Source organism: Actinomadura opuntiae, assembly GCF_030283205.1.
GTDB lineage: Bacteria > Actinomycetota > Actinomycetes > Streptosporangiales > Streptosporangiaceae > Spirillospora.
Genome location: NZ_JASNWF010000017.1, coordinates 76743 through 95467, shown reverse-complemented (window position 1 = coordinate 95467; position 18725 = coordinate 76743). Strand labels below are relative to the sequence as shown.

At 73.9% G+C, this 18725-nt stretch carries 14 protein-coding genes; 6 read left to right on the top strand and 8 right to left on the bottom strand.

Annotated features, from left to right (window positions below; all coding sequences use genetic code 11):
• Positions 1 to 113 precede the first annotated feature (113 nt).
• Genes QP089_RS32815 through QP089_RS32795 form a run of 5 tightly spaced genes read left to right on the top strand, consistent with a single transcriptional unit; the run spans position 114 to position 5941 of the window.
• Complete coding sequence (locus QP089_RS32815) at positions 114 to 1256, top strand: ATP-grasp domain-containing protein (RefSeq protein WP_285916918.1); 1143 nt, start codon at positions 114 to 116, stop codon at positions 1254 to 1256.
• Entirely contained in the window at positions 1253 to 2827 is a 1575-nt protein-coding gene (locus QP089_RS32810; RefSeq protein ID WP_285916916.1) for an IucA/IucC family protein, read from the top strand. Before QP089_RS32815 ends, QP089_RS32810 begins: the two co-directional genes overlap by 4 nt.
• Positions 2818 to 4410 (top strand): IucA/IucC family protein, encoded by a 1593-nt coding sequence (locus tag QP089_RS32805; RefSeq protein WP_285916915.1) that lies wholly within the window; start codon positions 2818 to 2820, stop codon positions 4408 to 4410. Before QP089_RS32810 ends, QP089_RS32805 begins: the two co-directional genes overlap by 10 nt.
• Positions 4407 to 5480, top strand: a complete 1074-nt coding sequence (locus QP089_RS32800; RefSeq protein WP_285916914.1) for an alanine racemase — start codon at positions 4407 to 4409, stop codon at positions 5478 to 5480. The genes QP089_RS32805 and QP089_RS32800 overlap by 4 nt, the downstream gene beginning before the upstream one ends.
• An 11-nt stretch (positions 5481 to 5491) precedes the next feature.
• On the top strand, positions 5492 to 5941 hold the full coding sequence (locus QP089_RS32795; RefSeq protein ID WP_285916911.1) for a hypothetical protein: 450 nt from the start codon (positions 5492 to 5494) through the stop codon (positions 5939 to 5941).
• Here QP089_RS32795 and QP089_RS32790 read toward each other — a convergent pair.
• Positions 5910 to 6560, bottom strand: coding sequence for a maleylpyruvate isomerase N-terminal domain-containing protein (locus tag QP089_RS32790; protein WP_285916909.1), 651 nt, complete (start codon positions 6558 to 6560; stop codon positions 5910 to 5912). The two genes, QP089_RS32795 and QP089_RS32790, sit on opposite strands and share 32 nt — an antisense overlap.
• Before the next feature lie 114 nt (positions 6561 to 6674).
• Here QP089_RS32790 and QP089_RS32785 point away from each other — a divergent pair, with 114 nt between their 5' ends.
• Positions 6675 to 8273 carry an AMP-binding protein gene (locus QP089_RS32785; protein ID WP_285916908.1) on the top strand — a complete coding sequence of 533 codons (1599 nt, stop codon included), beginning with the start codon at positions 6675 to 6677 and terminating at the stop codon, positions 8271 to 8273.
• Positions 8274 to 8351: 78 nt separating this feature from the next.
• Here QP089_RS32785 and QP089_RS32780 read toward each other — a convergent pair whose 3' ends face one another.
• The 7 genes from QP089_RS32780 to QP089_RS32750 all read right to left on the bottom strand — a co-directional run bounded on the left by QP089_RS32780 (position 8352) and on the right by QP089_RS32750 (position 18671).
• Positions 8352 to 8657, bottom strand: coding sequence for a hypothetical protein (locus QP089_RS32780; RefSeq protein ID WP_285916906.1), 306 nt, complete (start codon positions 8655 to 8657; stop codon positions 8352 to 8354).
• 121 nt (positions 8658 to 8778) lie between these two features.
• Positions 8779 to 9558, bottom strand: coding sequence for a class I SAM-dependent methyltransferase (locus QP089_RS32775; protein ID WP_285916904.1), 780 nt, complete (start codon positions 9556 to 9558; stop codon positions 8779 to 8781).
• A 94-nt stretch (positions 9559 to 9652) separates the two neighbouring features.
• Positions 9653 to 13015 carry an ATP-dependent helicase gene (locus QP089_RS32770; RefSeq protein ID WP_285916902.1) on the bottom strand — a complete coding sequence of 1121 codons (3363 nt, stop codon included), beginning with the start codon at positions 13013 to 13015 and terminating at the stop codon, positions 9653 to 9655.
• Between the two features lie 75 nt (positions 13016 to 13090).
• Complete coding sequence (locus QP089_RS32765; protein WP_285916899.1) at positions 13091 to 16267, bottom strand: ATP-dependent helicase; 3177 nt, start codon at positions 16265 to 16267, stop codon at positions 13091 to 13093.
• A 108-nt stretch (positions 16268 to 16375) separates the two neighbouring features.
• On the bottom strand, positions 16376 to 16639 hold the full coding sequence (locus QP089_RS32760) for an MGMT family protein (RefSeq protein WP_285916898.1): 264 nt from the start codon (positions 16637 to 16639) through the stop codon (positions 16376 to 16378).
• Positions 16549 to 17874 carry a S8 family serine peptidase gene (locus tag QP089_RS32755; protein WP_285916897.1) on the bottom strand — a complete coding sequence of 442 codons (1326 nt, stop codon included), beginning with the start codon at positions 17872 to 17874 and terminating at the stop codon, positions 16549 to 16551. Before QP089_RS32755 ends, QP089_RS32760 begins: the two co-directional genes overlap by 91 nt.
• On the bottom strand, positions 17868 to 18671 hold the full coding sequence (locus QP089_RS32750; RefSeq protein WP_285916895.1) for a hypothetical protein: 804 nt from the start codon (positions 18669 to 18671) through the stop codon (positions 17868 to 17870). Before QP089_RS32750 ends, QP089_RS32755 begins: the two co-directional genes overlap by 7 nt.
• Positions 18672 to 18725 lie beyond the last annotated feature (54 nt).

Here is an 18725-nt window from a genome sequence, read left to right as displayed (position 1 = left end):
GCGGCGGGACACGCGATGCCATCGTTCTTGCCTGGGGCACGGGGCGCCGCCAGTATGGTGACGGTTGCGAGTTAGGCAAGGCTTACCTCACCGACTCACTGGAAGGGCCGACCGTGGCCGCCTCCCTCTACGTGGTCGCCGGCAAGGCGACCGACTCGGTGACGCACGGGTTCCTGCCCGCCGCCGCGCGCCTCGGGCTGGACGTGGTGCTGCTCACCGACCGTCCGGCCGCCCACGCCCGGGTCGCCGGGCGGGTCGTCGAGTGCGGCGTCTCCGACTTCCGGCACATCATCGACCGGGTCGAGGGCGAGCCCGCCGGGATCTTCTCCAACAGCGACTTCCTGCAGGCCCCGACCGCTCTGGCCGCCGCCTACTTCGGGCTTCCCGGCAAGGACTGGCGGGCCGCGACGCGCGCGAAGAACAAAGGGCTGATGCGCCGCCATCTCGCCGCGCTGGATCCGGTGTTCTCGTCGGACGCATGGTGCGTGCCGCCGGACGCGCCTTATCCGCTCGTCCTGAAGCCGCGCGAGGGCGTCGCCAGTGAGGACGTGTTCCTCGTGCACGACGGGCGGGAACTGGAGATGCGGCGCGAGGAGATAGCGACGCGCCGCAGCGATCCGCTGGTGGCCGAGGAGTACCTGCCGGGGCAGTTGCACACGCTGGAGACGCTCGGAGACGGGCGGCGGCTGCACGTGCTGGGCTCGTACCGGACGACCCTGTCCCCGCCGCCGTTCTTCGTGGAGGAGCGCCTCGAATGGGCGCCCCCGCCGCCAGAGACGCCGCAGATCCTTGCGCAGCTTGAGGCGCTGGGCGTCGGGTTCGGCGCGTGCCACACCGAGTTCGTCGTGCACGACGGCCGCGCCCGCATCATCGAGGTGAACTACCGGCTCATCGGCGACCACTGCGACTTCCTGCTAGCGGACCTGTTGGGCGTCCCGTTGTTCGAGCGGATCGTGGGCGTCCATCTCGGGGAGCCGTTGGCGCTCGACCTCCCGTCCGTGCGAGGGCATGCCGTCGCGGAGGCCGTCATTGCGGATCGCGCCGGAGTTCTGCAGGCCGCGCCCGGTCCGATGGAGCTGCACGACGGTGCTGTACGGCTGGCCTACCGTCCGCAGCGCGCCGTAGGCGATTCCGTCGCGCTGACGCGCACGAACCGCGACTACCTGGGGACGGTCCGCGCCATCGGTCCGGCGCAGGACGAGGTGGAGGCCGCGCTGACGCGCTTCCGGTCGGCCCACGACTGGACCATCACGTGACCGATCCCGACCTCGAGGGCCCGCTGGCGGCCCGGGTCCTGGACGCCCTGCTCCGGGAGGACTACGCCGGGCTGCGGCGCTTCGTCGACCGCCGGACGCTCGCGCTGCCGGGCCGTACCGTGCGGCTGGTCGACGCCGATCCGGCCTTCCTGTCGGAGTTGCGCGTCGACCCCGCGCAGAACCTTGCGTTACGCGACGTCTTCGCGCTGGTGCGGCAGGTGGCCGATCCGCGGGACGACACCGAGGCGTTCGAGCGGGAGTGCCTGGACGCCCTGGCGACGGTGAAGCTCCACAACGACGTCCGTCCCGCCGTGCACCGGCGCCTGGCGCGGATACCGGACGAGCTGAGGACGGGCCCCGGCACGTTCTACGAGAGCCTCGCCGCCTACAACGACCATCCCGTGCATCCGACGAGCCGCGGCCGTTCCGGGCTCAGCATGGCCGACCTCAGCCGCTACGCGCCCGAGTTCGCGCCGGCTTTCCCGCTGCGATGGGCCGCCGTGCGCGGCGCGACGCTGATAGGCGAGACACCGATCTGGTGGCCCGAACCGGACGATGTGGGGCTGCGCTCGGCGGACGCGCTGTTCCCCGTCCACCCGCTGGCCGTCCGCCTGGTGCGGGACGAGCCCGCCGCCACCATGGCGCCGGAACCGTACCTTCAGGTCGCGCCGACGCTGTCGATGCGGACGGTGGCGGCGGCGCCGCTGGAGCACGTGAAGGTTCCGCTGCCGACCAGCACGCTCGGCCTGCGCAACCGCCGCACGATCGTCCCCGGCACCCTGCCGGACGGCGCGCTGGTGGAACGCGTCCTGCGGCGCGTCCTCGCCCGGGAACCGCACCTGCCCGTACTGCTGGCCGACGAGCAGACCTACGGACACGCCGACAGCCCGCTTCTGGCCTACCTGGTGCGGCGTTTCCCGCCGGAAACCGCACGCGCGCACATCGTGCCTATCGCGGCCCTGTTGGCGGAGTCTCCGGACAAGGGGCACGTCATAGAGCGCTGGGACGTCGAGGCCCTCTTCGACGCCTACCTGGCAGCGCTGTTCTCGTGGAACGTCACGCTGTTCCGCTACGGGATCGCCTTGGAGGCCCACCAGCAGAACGTCGCGCTCGTCCTGGACGACGGCCCGCTGCGCCTGCTCGTGAAGGACAACGACGGCGCGCTCATCGACCCGGCCCGGTTGCGCGAGCGCCTCGGCCCGTCCCCCGGCGCCGACCCCCGCGACCTCGTCGACCGGCGGATGGTCACCGCCGACCCCGACGCGCTCGCCCGCGTGTTCGTCACGATCACCCTGCACCTGTGCGCCGCGGCGCCCGCGCTCGGGCTCGCCGAGCGCGGCCTGCTGCCCTGGCGCACCGGCCGCGCCCTGATCCGCGACCGGCTCGACGCGGCGCTCGGCCCGCCGGACGCGTTCCTGCGCTCGCGCACGCTCGACGCCGGCGCGCTGCCGGGCAAGGCGATGGTCACCGCCGGGACCCTCGTCGACAAGGCCAGGACCGGCGCCGCCGACATCAACAAGCACTACGGCCCGCCCGGGCCGAACTACCTACGGGATGCGACGTGCTTCTGACCGACCGGGCCCTGACGGCCGACGACGCCACCTCCACGGCGCTGCTCAACTGCCTGATCCGGGAGGTGTGCGGGCCCGAGCAGCAGGTGTGGCCGGACGGCGGGCACCTGGTCGCCCGGCTGCCGCGCGCCGGCGTCGTGCTGCGCACCGGCCTCGCCCGCCCGCCGGCCGGCCCCACCTACCGCCTGGCGCCGCCGTACGAGGAGCGGCGCGGCGACGCGTGGATCCCCGCCTCCTGGGACCGGCTCGCCGACCTCGTCGCCGGAGAGCTCGAACTGGCCACGGGGCAGCCGAACCCGGAGTTCCTGGCGCAGGTCGGTGACAGCCACGGCGCGCTGGCCGCGATCATCGCCGCGCGCCGCGAACCCCAGGACGACCGGTACCTCGAATCCGAGCAGTCGCTTGTGGCGGGCCATCGCTTCCATCCGTCGCCCAAGTCCCGGCAGGGCTCCCCCGCCGACTGGCTCCGCTACGCGCCCGAGACGAGGGCCCGGTTCCGTCCGCATTGGCTGGCCGTGCGGGACGACGTCGTCGCGGAGGAAGGCGATCCAGAGGCGTTCGCGGCGTTGGGCGGGCCGTCCGTACCCGGTTGCAAGACGCTGCCCGTCCATCCGTGGCAGTTCTCGTTGTTGGCGGGCAATCCGCTGCTGCGCGACGCGCTGGCGCGGGGGCTCGTCCACGACCTGGGGCCGTCCGAGGTCGAGGCCGTGCCGACGTCGTCCGTCCGCACGGTGTACCTGCCGGACGCCGACCTGTTCTGCAAGTTCAGCCTGGACGTGCGCATCACCAACTGCGTCCGCAAGAACGCCTGGTACGAACTGTCCGGTGCCGTCGCGTTGAACGAGCTGTTGCCCCGCGTGTTCACGTCCCTGGGCACGACCCTCCTCGCGGAGCCCGCCTACCGCAGCGTCGCCCTCGCCGACCGCCGCCTCTACGAGGGCCTTGGCGTCATCGTCCGGCAGGGCGTGAAACAGCTTCCCGGCACGCCCCTGCTAGCGGGCGCACTGGCCGACCCGTACAACACCCTCCTGGACGACCTGCCGGCGTTGTCGACCGCCGACGGCGCCCTCGCGTGGTGGAACGCCTACGTGGCCCACGTGGCTCCCCCTGTTCTGCGGGCCTTTCTCGAACACGGCGTCGTTCTGGAGCCGCACCTTCAGAACGTGCTCGTCTGCGTCGACGCGGACGGCATGCCCGTGCACGCCGCGTTCCGCGACCTGGAGGGCACCAAGCTCACCGCGGGCCGCTGGGACCTGTCCCACCTGCCCGCCCGCGTCGCCGAGCGCCTCACCTACGCGCCCGTGCACGGCTGGAACCGCGTCGTCTACTGCCTGCTGGTCAACCACCTCACCGAAACGGCGGCGGCCGTCGCCGACCTGCATCCCGCGCTCGAACCGGATCTCTGGACGGCGGCCCGGAGCCATCTCGCGTGCCTCGACCACCACCCGCAGATCAGGGCCCTGCTCGCCGGCGTCCCGCTGCCCGCGAAGGCCAACCTGCGCACCCGCTGGTCGCGCTCTGCCGACCGCGGCGCCACCTACGTCCCCGCCCCCAATCCGCTCTCCGCGCCGCTTCCGCTGTGAACCTCGACGACGTCCGCGACCTCGACCGCTTTCCCGCCTACGTCTACGATTTGCCCGGCCTGGAAGCGCATGTGGAATCCATTCGCGCCGCGCTCGGCCGCACCGAGCTCTTTTACGCCGCCAAAGCTAATCCCGACGCGGAGATCCTCCGCACCATCGCCCCGCACGTGGACGGAATCGAGGTCTCCTCGGGCGGCGAACTGACCCACGTCCGCGAAACCCTCCCGGACGCCCGCATCGCTTTCGGCGGACCGGGAAAGACCGACGAGGAGCTCGCTCTCGCCACCGGCATCGACCGCATCCACGTGGAAAGCCCGCGCGAACTCGACCGCCTGCCACGCCCCGCGAACGTCCTCCTCCGAGCCAATCTGCCCTTCCAAGACCCGAACGCCGCCCTCACCATGAGCGGCCCTTTCGGCATGGACGAGGACGCCCTCGACGCCTGCGCCGCGCGAATCGCCGAGAATCCGCACATCACCCTCTGCGGCGTCCACGCCCACCTCGCGTCCGGCCTGGACGCCCCCACCATGCTCGACCTCGCCCACCGGATAGCCGAATGGGCGATCCCCTGGCTGAAAAGCCACGGCGTGGACGACCCCGAATTGAACATCGGCGGCGGAATGGCCGTCGACTACACCTCTCCCGCGTCCCGCTTCGACTGGCGGACCTACGGCGCGGGACTGGCCGACATCCCCGCCCGCCTCCGCATCGAACCCGGCCGCGCCATGACCGCCTACCACGGCTGGTACCTCACCGACGTCCTCGACGTGAAAACGACGCGAGGCGAGACCTACGTCATTCTCCGCGGCGGCACCCACCACCTCAGAACCCCGGTCACGAAAGGCCACGACCAGCCCTTCGACGTCCTCACCGCGACCGGCCCGCACTCACCCGCGACCCTCGTCGGCCAGCTCTGCACCCCGAAGGACGTCTTCGCCCGCAACGTCCCCGTCCCGCCGCTGCGCCCCGGCGACCTCATCGCCTTCGCCATGGCCGGCGCCTACGCCTGGAACATCTCCCACCACGACTTCCTCATGCATCCCAAGCCCGCGTTCCGTTACCTCCGCTAGGGTCACGATCCGTGGCCGACATTTACGACTTCTTCCTGGCGATCAACCTGCGGGAGCTCCCGGACGCCGAGGTCGCCGAACTCCGCTGGCACCTCGGCCTCGGCCCGCAGCCCGAGGACCTGACGATCCCGATCGACTTCTCCGAGGTCATCGTGGGCGCCGACGGCGAGCCCGCCGTCGTCCAGACCCCCGAAGCCCAGCTCGCCCAGCGCGGCCCGGCCTGGCGGATCGGCGGCGCGCTCTTCTCCGCGCTCGAACGCCGCGAGAACGGCGGCTGGGCCCTGACCGCCCGCCAGGAACTGCACCCCGACTACTACGACCACGTCGACCCCCTGCTCGAATGGCTCGGCGCCCGCGCCGACTACGAGCACACCGCGTACGTCGGCTACGAGCGCTGGTACGAGGACACCGAGATCGAACGCCTCCTCGTCATCGAGGACCACAAGATCCTGCGCCGCTGACGCGGGGCGTGCCGTCCCAGCGCCAGGAGGTGGGGCGGGGACGGCCCGGAAGGTCGCCTCGTCCGGTGGCCCAGAGGAGCGTCGGCCAGGGCTCGGTGTCGCGCGGGGCGTCCGGGAACAGGCGCGCCAGGACCTTCGCGCACAGGTCGGCGGGCGGATTCCAGAGCAGGCCGAGTCCCTGGGCGACGTCGTGGGTGTGGACGAGCGTCTCCACCATGCCCATCGCCGCGAACCCCTCGGGGTCGGACGCACCGAAGACGTGGTGGGCGCGGACGTCCGGCGGCGTCGTCCGCGCCAGGGCGACCAGCATCGCGCCGCACGCCTCCAGCACCTGCAACAACCCGTCGGGGCCCGCGTCGCGGTCGGCGTACGTGACGTTCGCGGGGCCACCGGGGCGGCGGCTCTCCCACAGGAACGGCACCTCCCGGCCGGCGGGCCGCGCTCCGAGCTGGGCCGCATAGGCGAACAGGTCATCGCTCAGATGCTCGACGGTCTCCCAGCACGTCCATTCCAACGTGCCCGCCTTGCCGTCCCAGCCGTCCGGCGGCGCCTCCCGCAGCAGTTCGACCGCCGATCGGACGGTCCGCTCCAAGTCGTCCGGTGTCACCACATCGCGCATCCCCCGACCGTACTTGCCTCGGGCCGCCGGCCGGCGGGCGAGCGGGCGCGGGCGCGGCGGATTAGGAATCATTGGCACGGCAACGTATGGCGGAGGCGATGCGAGGAGGGTCCGGTGCTGGAGCGGGTGCGGTCGGTCGTGAAGGCGGGGGCGCGGGCGACGCGGGCGGTGTGCGACGTCGGGATCATGCATCCGGTGCGGCCCGACCGGGCGGCGCGGCTGCTGTTCCCCTACGTGCGGTTCGGGCCGGTGCCGGCGACCGTCGGCGCGATGGCGGCGCTGCGGTTCCCCGGCCGGACGGCGCTGGTCGATGAGCGGGGCGCGCTGACGTACGCCGAGCTCGAGGAGCGGGCGGCGTCGCTGGCGACGGCGTTGAGGGAGCGGACCGGCGACGGGCGGATCGCCGTGCTGTGCCGCAACCACCGCGGGTTCGTCGAGGCGGTGCTCGCGGCGTCGCGGCTGGGCAACGACGTGGTCCTGCTGAACACCGACTTCTCCTCGACGCAGCTCGGGCAGGTCGTCGAGCGGGAGGGCGTCGAACTGCTCGTCCACGACGAGGAGTTCGGCGCGGCCGTGGAGGAGTCGGGGTTCGCGGGCGCCCGGGTGCTCGCCTGGACCGACGGCGGCGCCGGGGAGTCGATCGACGCGCTGGTCGCCGCCACGGAGGCGGAGCCGCTGAACCCGGACCGCACCAGCAACGTCATCGTGATGACGTCCGGCACCACGGGCACGCCGAAGGGCGCCCGGCACGACCTGTCGGTGTCGTCGCTGCTGCCCGCGGCGCTGAGCCATCTGATGCGCGTCCCGGTGCGGTCGGGGGCGCCGATCGTCATCGCGCCGCCGCTCTTCCACATTCTCGGTTTCGCGTACACGGCGGTCGGTCTGGGGATGGGGATGCCGCTCGTCCTGTTCCGGCGGTTCGACCCGGAGGACGTGCTGACGGCCATCGCGGACTGCCAGGCGGAGACGCTGGTCGCGGTGCCGGTGATGCTGCAACGGATCCTGGACGCCGCGAAGAGCGAGCGGCGGCGGACGCCGTCGCTGCGCGTGGTGATCTGCGGCGGGTCGGCGCTGCACCCGCACCTGTCGGAGGCGTTCATGGACGAGTTCGGCGACGTCCTGATCAACGTGTACGGGGCGACGGAGACGGGCTGGGCGACCATCGCGACGCCCGAGGACCTGCGGGCGGCGCCCGGGACGGTCGGCCGGCCGTCCTTCCGGCTCACGATCAGGATCCTGGACGAGGACGGCAACGAGGTCCCGGACGGGGAGACCGGCGAGGTCTACACCGGCGGCGGCCTGCGGTTCGCCGGGTACACCGGGGGCGGTGGCAAGAAGGTCCGCGACGGGCTGACCGGCACCGGCGACCTCGGCCACTTCGACGCCGAGGGCCGGCTGTTCATCGACGGCCGCGCCGACGACATGATCGTCTCGGGCGGGGAGAACGTGTTCCCGGGCGAGGTGGAGAACCTGCTCGGCGAGCACCCGGACGTCGCCGAGGTGACGGTGAAGGGCGTCGAGGACGAGAAGTTCGGCCAGCGTCTCGCCGCGTACGTGGTGCGCAAGGAAGGCTCGCAGGTCACCGAGGACGACCTGAAGGCCCACGTGAAGAAGCACCTGGCCCGCTACAAGGTGCCGCGGGACGTCCATTTCGTGGACGAGCTGCCGCGCACCAGCACCGGCAAGGTCAGGTCGAAGGCGCTGGCCGACTGACGGAGGGCGGCGTCCGGAACCAAGGCCGCGGGCCCCGGACGCGCCCCGTCACCACCCCGCCGGCAACACCGATGATGGTCAGGCGGCGCCGCGGTTCTTGGCGGCCATGCAGATGCGGGCGAGGTCGTTCAGGGCGTCGGCGCGGCGCTCGTCCAGGGAGCGGCGGTCGCCCGGGCCCGCCTCGGCGAGGGTGTCGATGACCAGGGAGAACACCGGCCACTCCGCGGGGCCGATGGCGCCCTGGAAGTCGATGCCGTCCTCGAGGTCGTCCAGGTCGAGGTTGCGGGCGAAGGTGGCGAGCGCGGCCTCGGCGGCCACCACGCCGATGCGCATCGCCAGCGCGGCCGGCTCGCGGTCGAGGGGGCGCACGGTGCTAGAACCCATGTTCGACAAGATAGAACACACGAGCGACGCGCGTCGAACATTCGCTCGAAAACATCCGGGCGAAACACGCGAATCAGTACCCCTCAAGGGGAACGCGCCGGCGCTCCGCTCCAGGCGCCGTTCAGCCGGCGACCGCGTGCTGGAACAGGTACGAGTGCGTGAAGTGCAGTTCGCCGTCCACGCGGCTCGGCCGCATTCCGGTGGCGGTGCCGCCCGCCAGCTCGTCCTCCAGCTCCCGGCGGATCCGCGCGGCGGCGTCGGCGGGCGTCCGCGACAGCTCCAGCCACGGCTCCAGCGGCCGGGTGAAGTCGATGCGCTGGGACCGCTTCACTTCGGCGCCCGCCTCGGTGACGAGGCCCGCGATCCGCGCCCCGGTGAGCAGGGTGCCGTGCGAGGGGTCGCGGAGCCGCTCGATCCGGTCGGGGTCGCCCTCCAGTCCGTCCGGCCGGACGAGGTCGGCGATGATCAGCGCGGCGCCCGGCCGGCTGACCCGGGCCATCTCCCGCACGACGGCGGCGGGGTCGGCGACCTGGTGCAGGGAGAAGCGCGTCACGACGAGGGTGAAGGAGCGGTCGAGGTAGGGCAGCGCGGTCGCGTCGCCCTCGGTGAAGGTGACGTTGGTGAGGCCCCGCCGGTCGGCCTCGCGCTTGCCCTCGGCGAGCATCGCGGGGGTGAGGTCGAGGGCGGTGACGTGCCGGACGCGGTGCGCGATCGCCAGGGACACGATCGCGGTGCCGGCGGCGACCTCCAGGACGTTGTCGTCGAGGTCGAGTTCGGGATCCATGAAGCGGACGAGGTCGTCCAGGTGCCGGGTGAACGCGGCGTTCAGCCGCGGGTCGGCGAACCCGGCCGCCTGCTTGGAGAACTCGCGTACGACCTTGTCGCCGTGGGTCACCGTCACGTCGCCTCCCTCGTTGCGTTCCCCGGATCATCTCCGAAACGGGGTGCGGTGGCCAGGGGCAGTGACACTCTCACTGACGCAGGGTAAGCACCCGTCAGGCGGCGGGGACGGTCTCGAGGAGGGCGGCGAGGCCGGCGGCGTCCAGCAGGTCCGCCGGCCGGACGGTGGTGTTCGCGGCGACGTAGTGGAACGCGGCGCTGACCTGGCCGACGTCGACGCCCGCGAGCTCCGCCCACGCCAGCCGGTACGCGGCGAGCTGCACGGACGCGAACCGGGCGTCGTCGCCGGACGGCGGGCGGCCGGTCTTCCAGTCGACGACCTCGTAGCCGCCGCCGGACCGCCGGAACACCGCGTCCATCCGGCCGCGGACCAGCCGGTCGCCGATGATGGTCTCGAACGGCACCTCGATGTCGAGGGGCTCGCGGGCCGCCCATTCCGACTCCTCGAACCGCTCCTGGAGGCGCAGGAGGTGGGCGTCGTCGGCAGCGCCCTCGTCGGCGGCGCCGGGCAGCTCGTCGGGGTCGATGAGGCGCTGCTGGCCCCAGCGGCTCTCCAGCCAGGCGTGGAACGCGGTGCCGCGCCGCGCGTACGGGGCGGGCGGGCGCGGCATCGGGCGGCGGATCTGCCGGGCCAGCGCCGCCGGGTCGCGGGCGAGCGACACCAGCGACGACACCGACAGGTGCGCGGGCAGCTCGACGAGGAGGCCGTCGCCGCCGCGTCCCCGGTCGCGTTCGGCGAGCAGCAGCTCGACGTCGCGCGCCCACGCCGTCATGCGGCCCCGGTCGGCGTCGGACAGGCCCGCGTCGCCGGCCCACAGCCGGTTCCGCCCGGCCATCGCGTCCTCGACCATGCGGGCGGCCTCGACGACGGCCTCGTACCGTTCGCGGGCGGACGCGTCGGTCCTGCCGCGCTCGCCCGGCGCGACCGGCCACTGCGCCTCCTCGGGGTCGGCGAGCAGCGGGTTCGTCTCGCCCTCCTCGGGCGGGTCGGCCCACACCGCGACCGTCCCGGCCCCGGCGAGGCACACCGCGCGGACCTCCTCCAGGAACGGCGACGGCCCGAGCGGGCGCCCCGACGATCCCCACCAGTACCCGGTGGTGATGAGCAGGCTCGACGCGCGCGTGACGGCGACGTAGGCGAGCCGCCGCTCCTCGCGCAGGTCGCGTTCGGAGCACGCGTGGTCGAACGCGGCGAGGTCGTCCTTCTCCAGGCCGTTCAGCGGCGGCAGGTCGGCGCGGTCGCCGCGCAGCATGAACGGCAGGACGCGCGGGTTCGCCGTCCAGCGGGTCGCGTTCTGCGGCGGCGACGGGAAGATCGAGCCCTTCGCGGGGCCGCCGTTCTTCTGCGGCACGTACGACAGGCCCGGCACGACGACGACCGGCCACTCCAGGCCCTTGGACGCGTGGACGGTCAGCAGCTTGACGCTGTTGGTCTCGCCGACGCGGCCCGCCTCCAGGCCGAACTCCTCGGTCTCGGCGGCCTTGAGGTAGGCGAGGAACGCGCCGAGCGTCGGGTCCTCGGCGTCGCCGGCGAAGGTGGCGGCGGCGTCGATGAACGCGTCCAGGTCGGCGCGCGCGGTGACGGGGTCGAGGCCGGACCGGGCGGCGACCTCGATGTCCAGGCCGAGCGCCCGCTCGACCTCGTTGACCAGGTCGGGCAGCGGCAGGCCGACCTGGCCGCGCAGCGTCCGCAGCTCGTCGCGCAGCCGCCGCAGCCGCCCGTATCCCTCCGGCGAGTACGCGTCGGGGGCGCCGAGGTCGTCGAGCGCGTCGACGAGGCTGCCGGTCTCCTGGTTCAGCTCGCTGACCAGCTGCCGGAGCGGGTCGTCCCCCGTTTCCGGCGCCGGGTCGCCGCTCTCGGGCGGTGCCTCCGCGGCGGTCTCGGGCGGGGTGACGTCGCGCGCCGACTCCTGCGCCAGCGCCCGCGCGCGCCGTCCGAGCGCCACCAGGTCGCGGGGGCCGAGCCGCCAGCGCGGGCCGGTGAGCAGCCGGGCCAGCGACGCGCCCGCCGTCGGGTCGTGCATGACGCGCAGGGTCGCGACGACGTCCTGCACCTCGGGGACGGTCAGCAGCCCGCCGAGCCCGACGACCTCGACGGGGATGCCGCGCGCCTCCAGCGCCCGCCGGATCAGCGGGAACTGCGACCGCTTGCGGGCGAGGACGGCGACGTCGGAGTACTGGAGCGGCTCGGCCTGCGGGGCGCCGTCCGGCGCGACCGCCGGGTCGCCGGACATCAGCCCGGCGATGCGCCCGGCGATGCGGTCGGCCTCGTCCTCGACGGTGGCGAACAGCGCGCACTCGACGCGCCCGCGCCCCTCGCGCCCGGCGCCGGGGATCAGCCGCGGCACGGCGCGGGTCTCCGCGCGCAGCTCCTCCTGGATCTTCGCGGCGGCCTCGAGGATCTGCTCGCCGTTGCGGAACGACCGGCTCAGCTGCACCACGGGCGCCGGCATCGGCCGCCCCGACCCCACGGCCGGTTGCAGCGGGAAGTCGTGGGCGAACCGCAGCAGGTTCCCGGCGCTCGCGCCGCGCCACCCGTAGATCGACTGGCACGGGTCGCCGACCGCCGTCACCGGATGCCCGCCCGCGAACAGCGACTTCAGCAGGACGAGCTGCGCCTGGCTGGTGTCCTGGTACTCGTCGAGCAGCACGACGGAGAACCGCGACCGCTCGATCATCCCGACCTCGGGATGCCGGTAGGCGATCCGCGCGGCGAGCGCCATCTGGTCGCCGTGGTCGATGACCTCCCGGTCGGCCTTCGCCCGCGCGTACTTCTCGATCAGCGGCATCATCTGCTCGCGGACGGCCTGCTTCGCGAGGATGTCGCGCTGCGCCTTCAGCGGCTTCTTCACCGCGGCGAACCGCTCGTCGAGCCACGCGCCGACCTTGCGGACGTCGTCGGCGGTGCGCAGGTGCTCGGCCAGGTCGCCGGACAGCTCCATGACGGCCTTGGTGACGGTGTCGGGCTGCCACTCGATGCGGTCCATCGGCCCGTCGTAGGCGTCCACGACCCGCGAGCAGATCTGCCACGCGACCGCCGGCGAGATCAGCCGCATCGTCGGCTCCAGCGCCTCGCGCAGCGCGTGGTCGCCGAACAGCCGCGCCGCGTACGAGTGGTACGTCGACACCATCGGCTCGCCGTCGAACAGCGCCTCGCCGCCGAGCCGCTCCAGCTCGTCGCCCGGCAGCACCTCGCGCAGCTTGTCCAGCCGCTTGCGGACCCGCACGCCGAGCTCGGCGGCGGCCTTGCGGGTGAAGGTCAGGCCGAGGACGCGCTCGGGCCGCACGAACCCGTTCGCGACCAGCCACACCACCCGCGCGGCCATCGTCTCGCTCTTGCCGGACCCGGCGCCCGCGATCACCGCCATCGGCGCCATCGGCGCCTCGATCACCCGGGCCTGCTCCTCGGTCGGCTCCGGGATCTCCAGCAGCCGGGCCAGCTCCCCCGGCGTGATCACCTCGTTCCCCCCGAGCCAATCAGTGCCTTCCGAAGGGGGACGACCCCCCGCTCCCCCCGCCCGGCTCCGCCGGATTCATTCGCCAACCTGTCCGCCCTCGTCGTGGACGGGACAGCAGGAGCGTACGGGACACGTCCGACACTTGTCGTTCGCACGCGCCTGGAAGACGTCGCTGGCCATGCCGGTCGCGACGACCTCGATCAGCTTCTTGGGCCATTCGGGGTCGTCGTCCTCGGCGGGCGGCGGCTGCTCCTGCTCGCGGGCCCTGGCGGTGAAGGCGGCCTTGCCGACCTGGATCAGCTTCGCGCCGCCCGGCTCGATCAGGCCGTGCCGCTCGAACGCGCCGAGCATCACCGCGTACTGGTAGACGCCGAGCTGCGGGTGGCGGGCCAGGTCGTCCTTCGGGACGGCCGTGGTGGAGGTCTTGATGTCGATGATGACGGCGCGGCCCTGCTCGTCGCGTTCGGCGCGGTCGATGCGGCCCTTGATGACGACGCGGCCGAGGTCGACCTTGAACGACTCCTCCAGCGCGACGACCTCGTTGGGGTTGTCGCGGTGCCAGGTGAGGAACTTGTCGACCATCGCGGCGGCCTGCTCGCGCTGCTTCTCGGAGTACCAGGAGCTGCGGAAGTCCAGGTCGTTCCAGATCTCGTCGAGGCGCTCGGCGACGTGGACCTCGCTGACGCCGTCGTCCGCGCCGGCCATCTCGGCGACCGCGTGGATGACCTTGCCCATGGTGCTGAACTCGTTCGGGCCGCCCTCCTGCGCGCCGACCGCCGACGCCAGCAGCCAGCGCAGACCGCAGGTGGTGAACGCCTCGACCTGCGACGGCGAGATGGTGATCTGCTCGTCCTCGGCGAACGCGGGGCCCGGGTCGGACAGCGCGGTGATCGCGTACCAGTTCTCGGGTCTCGCGCCCCGCACGCCCGCGCGCGCGAGGCGGGCGAGGTGTCCGGCGGCGGCGCGGCGCAGGGGCTCGGGACGGGTCGGGTCGGACACCACCGACCGCAGGTCCGCGACCAGCGCGGACAGCGACAGCCAGCGGGTCTTCTCGTCGAGCTGGGACTGCTCGATCGCGCCGGGCAGCAGCTCGTTGAGGAACCGGGACGGCCGTTCCTCGGTGTCATCGCCGCCGACCGCCGTCACCACGAGCCGTTTGCGCGCGCGTGTGACAGCGACGTAGAACAGGCGGCGTTCCTCGTCCAGCATCTTGGCCGCCATGGACGCGCCGGCCGCCGCGTCCGAGTCGGGGGCGGCGCCCGCCGCGTGCTCGATCAGCTCCTCGACGCCCAGCAGCGAGCCGCGCAACCGCACGTCCGGCCACACGCCCTCCTGGACGCCGGCGACGATGACGACGTCCCACTCCAGGCCCTTGGAGCGGTGCGCGGTGAGGATCCGGACGGCCTCGCCCTCCGGCGCCTGCTCGGCGAGGGTGTCCCCGGCGATCTCCTGCGCGGCGATGTCGTCGACGAACAGCTCGGGACCGGCCTGCGGCAGCCGGTCGACGAACCGGGCCGCGTGGTCGAACAGCGCGACGACCGCGTCCAGGTCCCGGTCGGCGGACGCGCCGCGCGTCCCGCCCTTGACGCTCTGCTCCAGCAGGACGTCGGCCTGGCCGCTCTCCTGCCACACCGCCCACAGCACGTCCTCGGCGGACCCGCCGTCGTGGACGCTGCGCCGCGCCACGTCGATGAGGGTCGCGACCCGTTCGGCGGGGGCGCGCACCCTCTCGTGGACGGGCACCAGCTCGCGCGGATCGTTCACCGCCGCGACCAGCAGCTCCCCGAGCGGGCGCTGACCGCCCGACAGCTCCTCCAGGTCGCGCAGCGCGCGCTTGAGGCGCCGCATCGCCAGCGCGTCGGCGCCGCCGAGCGGGCCGGTGAGCAGGTCCTCCGCGACGACCTCGTCCAGGTAGCCCTTCTTCAGCGCGGCGCGCAGCAGCACCAGGAACGGGCGGACGGCCGGCTCTTGCATCAGCGGGACCTCGTCGCCCGCGACGACGACCGGGACACCCGCCTGCGCCAGCGCCCGCCGCAGGACCGGCACCTGCCGGACCGCGCTGCGCACCAGCACCGCCATCCGCGACCACGGCACCCCGTCGAGCAGATGCGCGCGGCGCAGCTCGTCCGCGACCAGGGCCGACTCCTGGCTTTCGGAGTCGGCGATCACCGCGCGGACTTCGCCTTCCTCGGCCTCGTCGGGGGTGAGGAGGGCGCGGTGCTCGGCGGCGTTGCCGGCGGAGCCGGCGGGCAGGCGGCGCGCGATCCGCCGCGACGCCGCCAGGATCTCCGGGCCCATCCGGCGGCAGGTGCGCAGCGCGACCACCGGCGCGGGCCGCCCGTCCAGGGTGAGGAAGCGGTTCGGGAACTCCTGGATGCCGCGCACGTCCGCGCCGCGGAACCCGTAGATCGACTGGTCGGGGTCGCCGACCACGACCAGGTCGCGGCCCTCCCCCGCCAGCAGGTGCAGCAGGGCCTCCTGCGCCGGGTCGGTGTCCTGGTACTCGTCGACGAACACCGCGTCGTAGGCGTTGCGCTCGCGGATGCGGACCTCCTCGTCCGCGAGCATCCCGGCGGCCATGTAGATCAGCTCGCCGTAGTCGTAGGTGGGGACGGGGTCCAGCAGGAACCGCTCGACGTAGCGCTCCATGAACGCGCCGATCGCGGGCCAGTCGTCGCGCCCGCGCATCCGCCCGAGCGCGACCAGCTCCTCGGCGTTGAGCTGCCGCTCGACGGCCCGCAGCGTGAAGTCGCGCAGCTCCTCGGCGAACCCGCGCGTCGCCAGCGCGGCCCGCAGCCGCTCCGGCCACTGCCGCGCCCCGTCCGCCAGCTCCCCTTCGAGCAGCCGCCGCACTTCGAGGAGCTGCTCCGGTCCGGACAGCAGCCGCGGCGCGGGCTCCTCGTTCAGCACCGCGTCCCGGCGGATCAGCGCGTAGGCGTAGCTGTGGAACGTCAGCGCCAGGGGCGTCCGGGTCGTGCGCCGCAGCCGTCCGGTGATGCGCTGCCGCAGCTCGCCGGCGGCCTTGCGGCTGAAGGTGAGCACCAGCACCCGCTCGGGGTCGGCGCCCCGGTTCTCGATCCGGTCGACGACCGCCTCGACGATCGTGGTGGTCTTGCCGGTGCCGGGCCCGGCCAGCACCAGCATCGGCCCGCCGGCATGCTCGACGACCCGCCGCTGCTGCTCGTCGAGCAGGGGCGGGACGGCGCGCGCGGGACCCGCGCGGCGCACGAGACGGTAGGAGGCAGGCGGCACAACAGTTCATTGGAACAGATCACCGGGGCAACTCGGACCACAAAGCACGCATGTCGCGAACGTGACCCGAGGAGAACGCGTGCAACCGGAGACCCGCCGCCCCGGACGTCAGGAGCGGCCGTCCCAGCGGGCGCGGGCGAGGTCGACCCGCCGCCCGTCCGGGCGCAGCGGGGTGCCCTCGGCGCGGTAGTGCTCGTGCGCCTCGATCTCGTTGCAGGCCGGCGGGCGCCCGTCCGCGCGGATCACCCGCCACCACGGCACACCGCCGCCGAACAGCGACATCACCCGTCCGACCTGCCGCGGCCCGCCCCGCCCCACCATCTCGGCGATGTCCCCGTAGGCGAGGACGCGGCCCGGCGGGATGCGGTCCACCGTGTCCAGGACCGCCTCGGCGTACTCGTCAGGTTCCGACCACATGCGCCGATTCTCCAGTCCCCGCCCCGCCACCGCCAACCGGCCAGGACCAGGCCCGCCAGGGACAGCGCGCAGATGGCGACGCAGCCGACGACCAGCGCGCCCGAGCGGTGCACGACCTGGACGGGTCCGATGTCGCCGGCCGCGAACCGGCGGTCCGGGGGAAGGCCCGCGCCGTCCATCCGGGTGCCCGCGAACGCGTCGGACGCGGTGACCGCGGCCAGCGCGTCGACCTGCCCGAACCCGACGCCGAGGTCGTAGCCGCCGGCCGGCCGGTGCTGCGTGCTCGCCACGATCGCCTGCGTGACCAGCGCGGGGGCGAGGCCGGGATGGCGTGCCCTGATGAGCGCCGCGACGCCGGAGACGAACGCGGTCGCCGGGCTGGTGCCGTCGCCGATCCAGTACCGGTCGCCAGGGCCCGCGCCGATGATCTGGACGCCCGGCGCCGACACGACGACGGCCGAGTTGCGGTTGGAGAAGTCCGCGTGCCGGCCCCGCGCGTCCACGGCGGCGACGGAGATGACGCCGGGGAACGACGCCGGATAGGTGTACTGGGTGTGGCCGCCGCGCCGGGCCGTCCGGTCGGCGCCGCCGTTGCCCGCCGCCGCGACCACCACGACGTTCCGGGCGACGGCGTAGGCGACGGCGGCGCGCTCGCGTTCGGTCGGGTACGCGCGGCCGAGCGACAGGTTGATCACGTCGGCGCCGTGGTCGACGGCGTACCGGACGCCCTGCGCGATCGTCCCGGCGTACCGGCGGTTCCCGGTGAACGTCGCGAAGCCCGGTTCGTCGCGTTCCAGGATCACCCGCAGCGCCAGCAGCCGGGCCTGCGGCGCGACCCCGACCATGCCGAGGGCGCCGCCGGGGCCGTGCCCGTGGCCGGCGATGACGGACGCCATGTTGGTGCCGTGCAGCCGTTTCGGCGGGACGCCGGGCGGCGACGCGCCCGCGGTGTAGTCGGGGCCGGTCGTGACCGAGCCGGCGAGGTCGGCCTGGGCCGGGTCGACGCCGGAGTCCAGGACGGCCACGGTCGCGCCGGCGCCCCGCGACAGCGTCCACGCGCGCGGGACGTCCAGCGACTCCAGCACCCGCATGACCGCGTCGCGCACCTCGTCGGCGCGGACGGTGCCCGGGACGAGCGGCGGGACGGCCAGCACCGCCGCGGCCAGCATCGCGGCCGGCCGTCTCAGCACGACCACTCCCGGGTGCCGCAGCGGATCTCGGCGGGCGCGGTGAGGGGGCGCAGCACGGCGTCGGCGAGTTGCGGCGCCAGTTCGGCGAGTTCGGGGAGCCGCCGCGCGCCGCGCAGCGTGGGCCGGCCGTCGGCGTACCCGGCGGTGGCGGCGACGACGTAGGGGCCGCGCTGCGCGGCGGCGGCCGCCTGCCGGGCCGCGTCGCCGAACTGCGCCGTGACCGTCCCTGCGAACGGCAGTGCCCGCAGGCCCGGTGTCGGCGCGCGCGGCGGGAACCACGCGACCGCGCCGTGGGCGGACGCGGTGTCGGGGAACGCCGCGACCCCGACCGTGACGGCGAGGCCCTGCGCCTGGTCGAGGTAGGTGGCGCGCAGGACCGCCTGGCAGCCGCGCGCGGTCAGCGACGCCGACAGCTGCGGGTCGACGGCGGTGTCGCAGCGGGTGTCGGTGCCGATGCCGATCCTCCGGGCCGTCTCGGCGGACCCCTCGTCGAGGGTGTAGCGGAGCGCGGCGGGGAAGATCCTTCCGGCGGGCCAGGCCCGGTAGCGGCGGCCGATCTCGGTGGCGACGGCCGCGGAGCGCTCGGCGGGGGTCGGTGCGCGCGTCAGCTCCCCGGCCAGCCGGACGCCCGCGACGACGAGCACCGTCGCGCACGCGGCCGCGATCAGTAGCGGCGCCGCCGCCGCGCCGGGCGGCCGGTGCCGGTGGCGGGACGGCGCGTCCGGGGCCGTGCCGGGAGCAGCGTCGGGGACCTCGTCCGGTTCGGTGTCCGGGCCAGGGATCTCCGCGCGCGCCACGAGCGGAGCGTAACGGACGGGCCGTCGGCGGCGCCCGATGACCGGCCGGTCAGA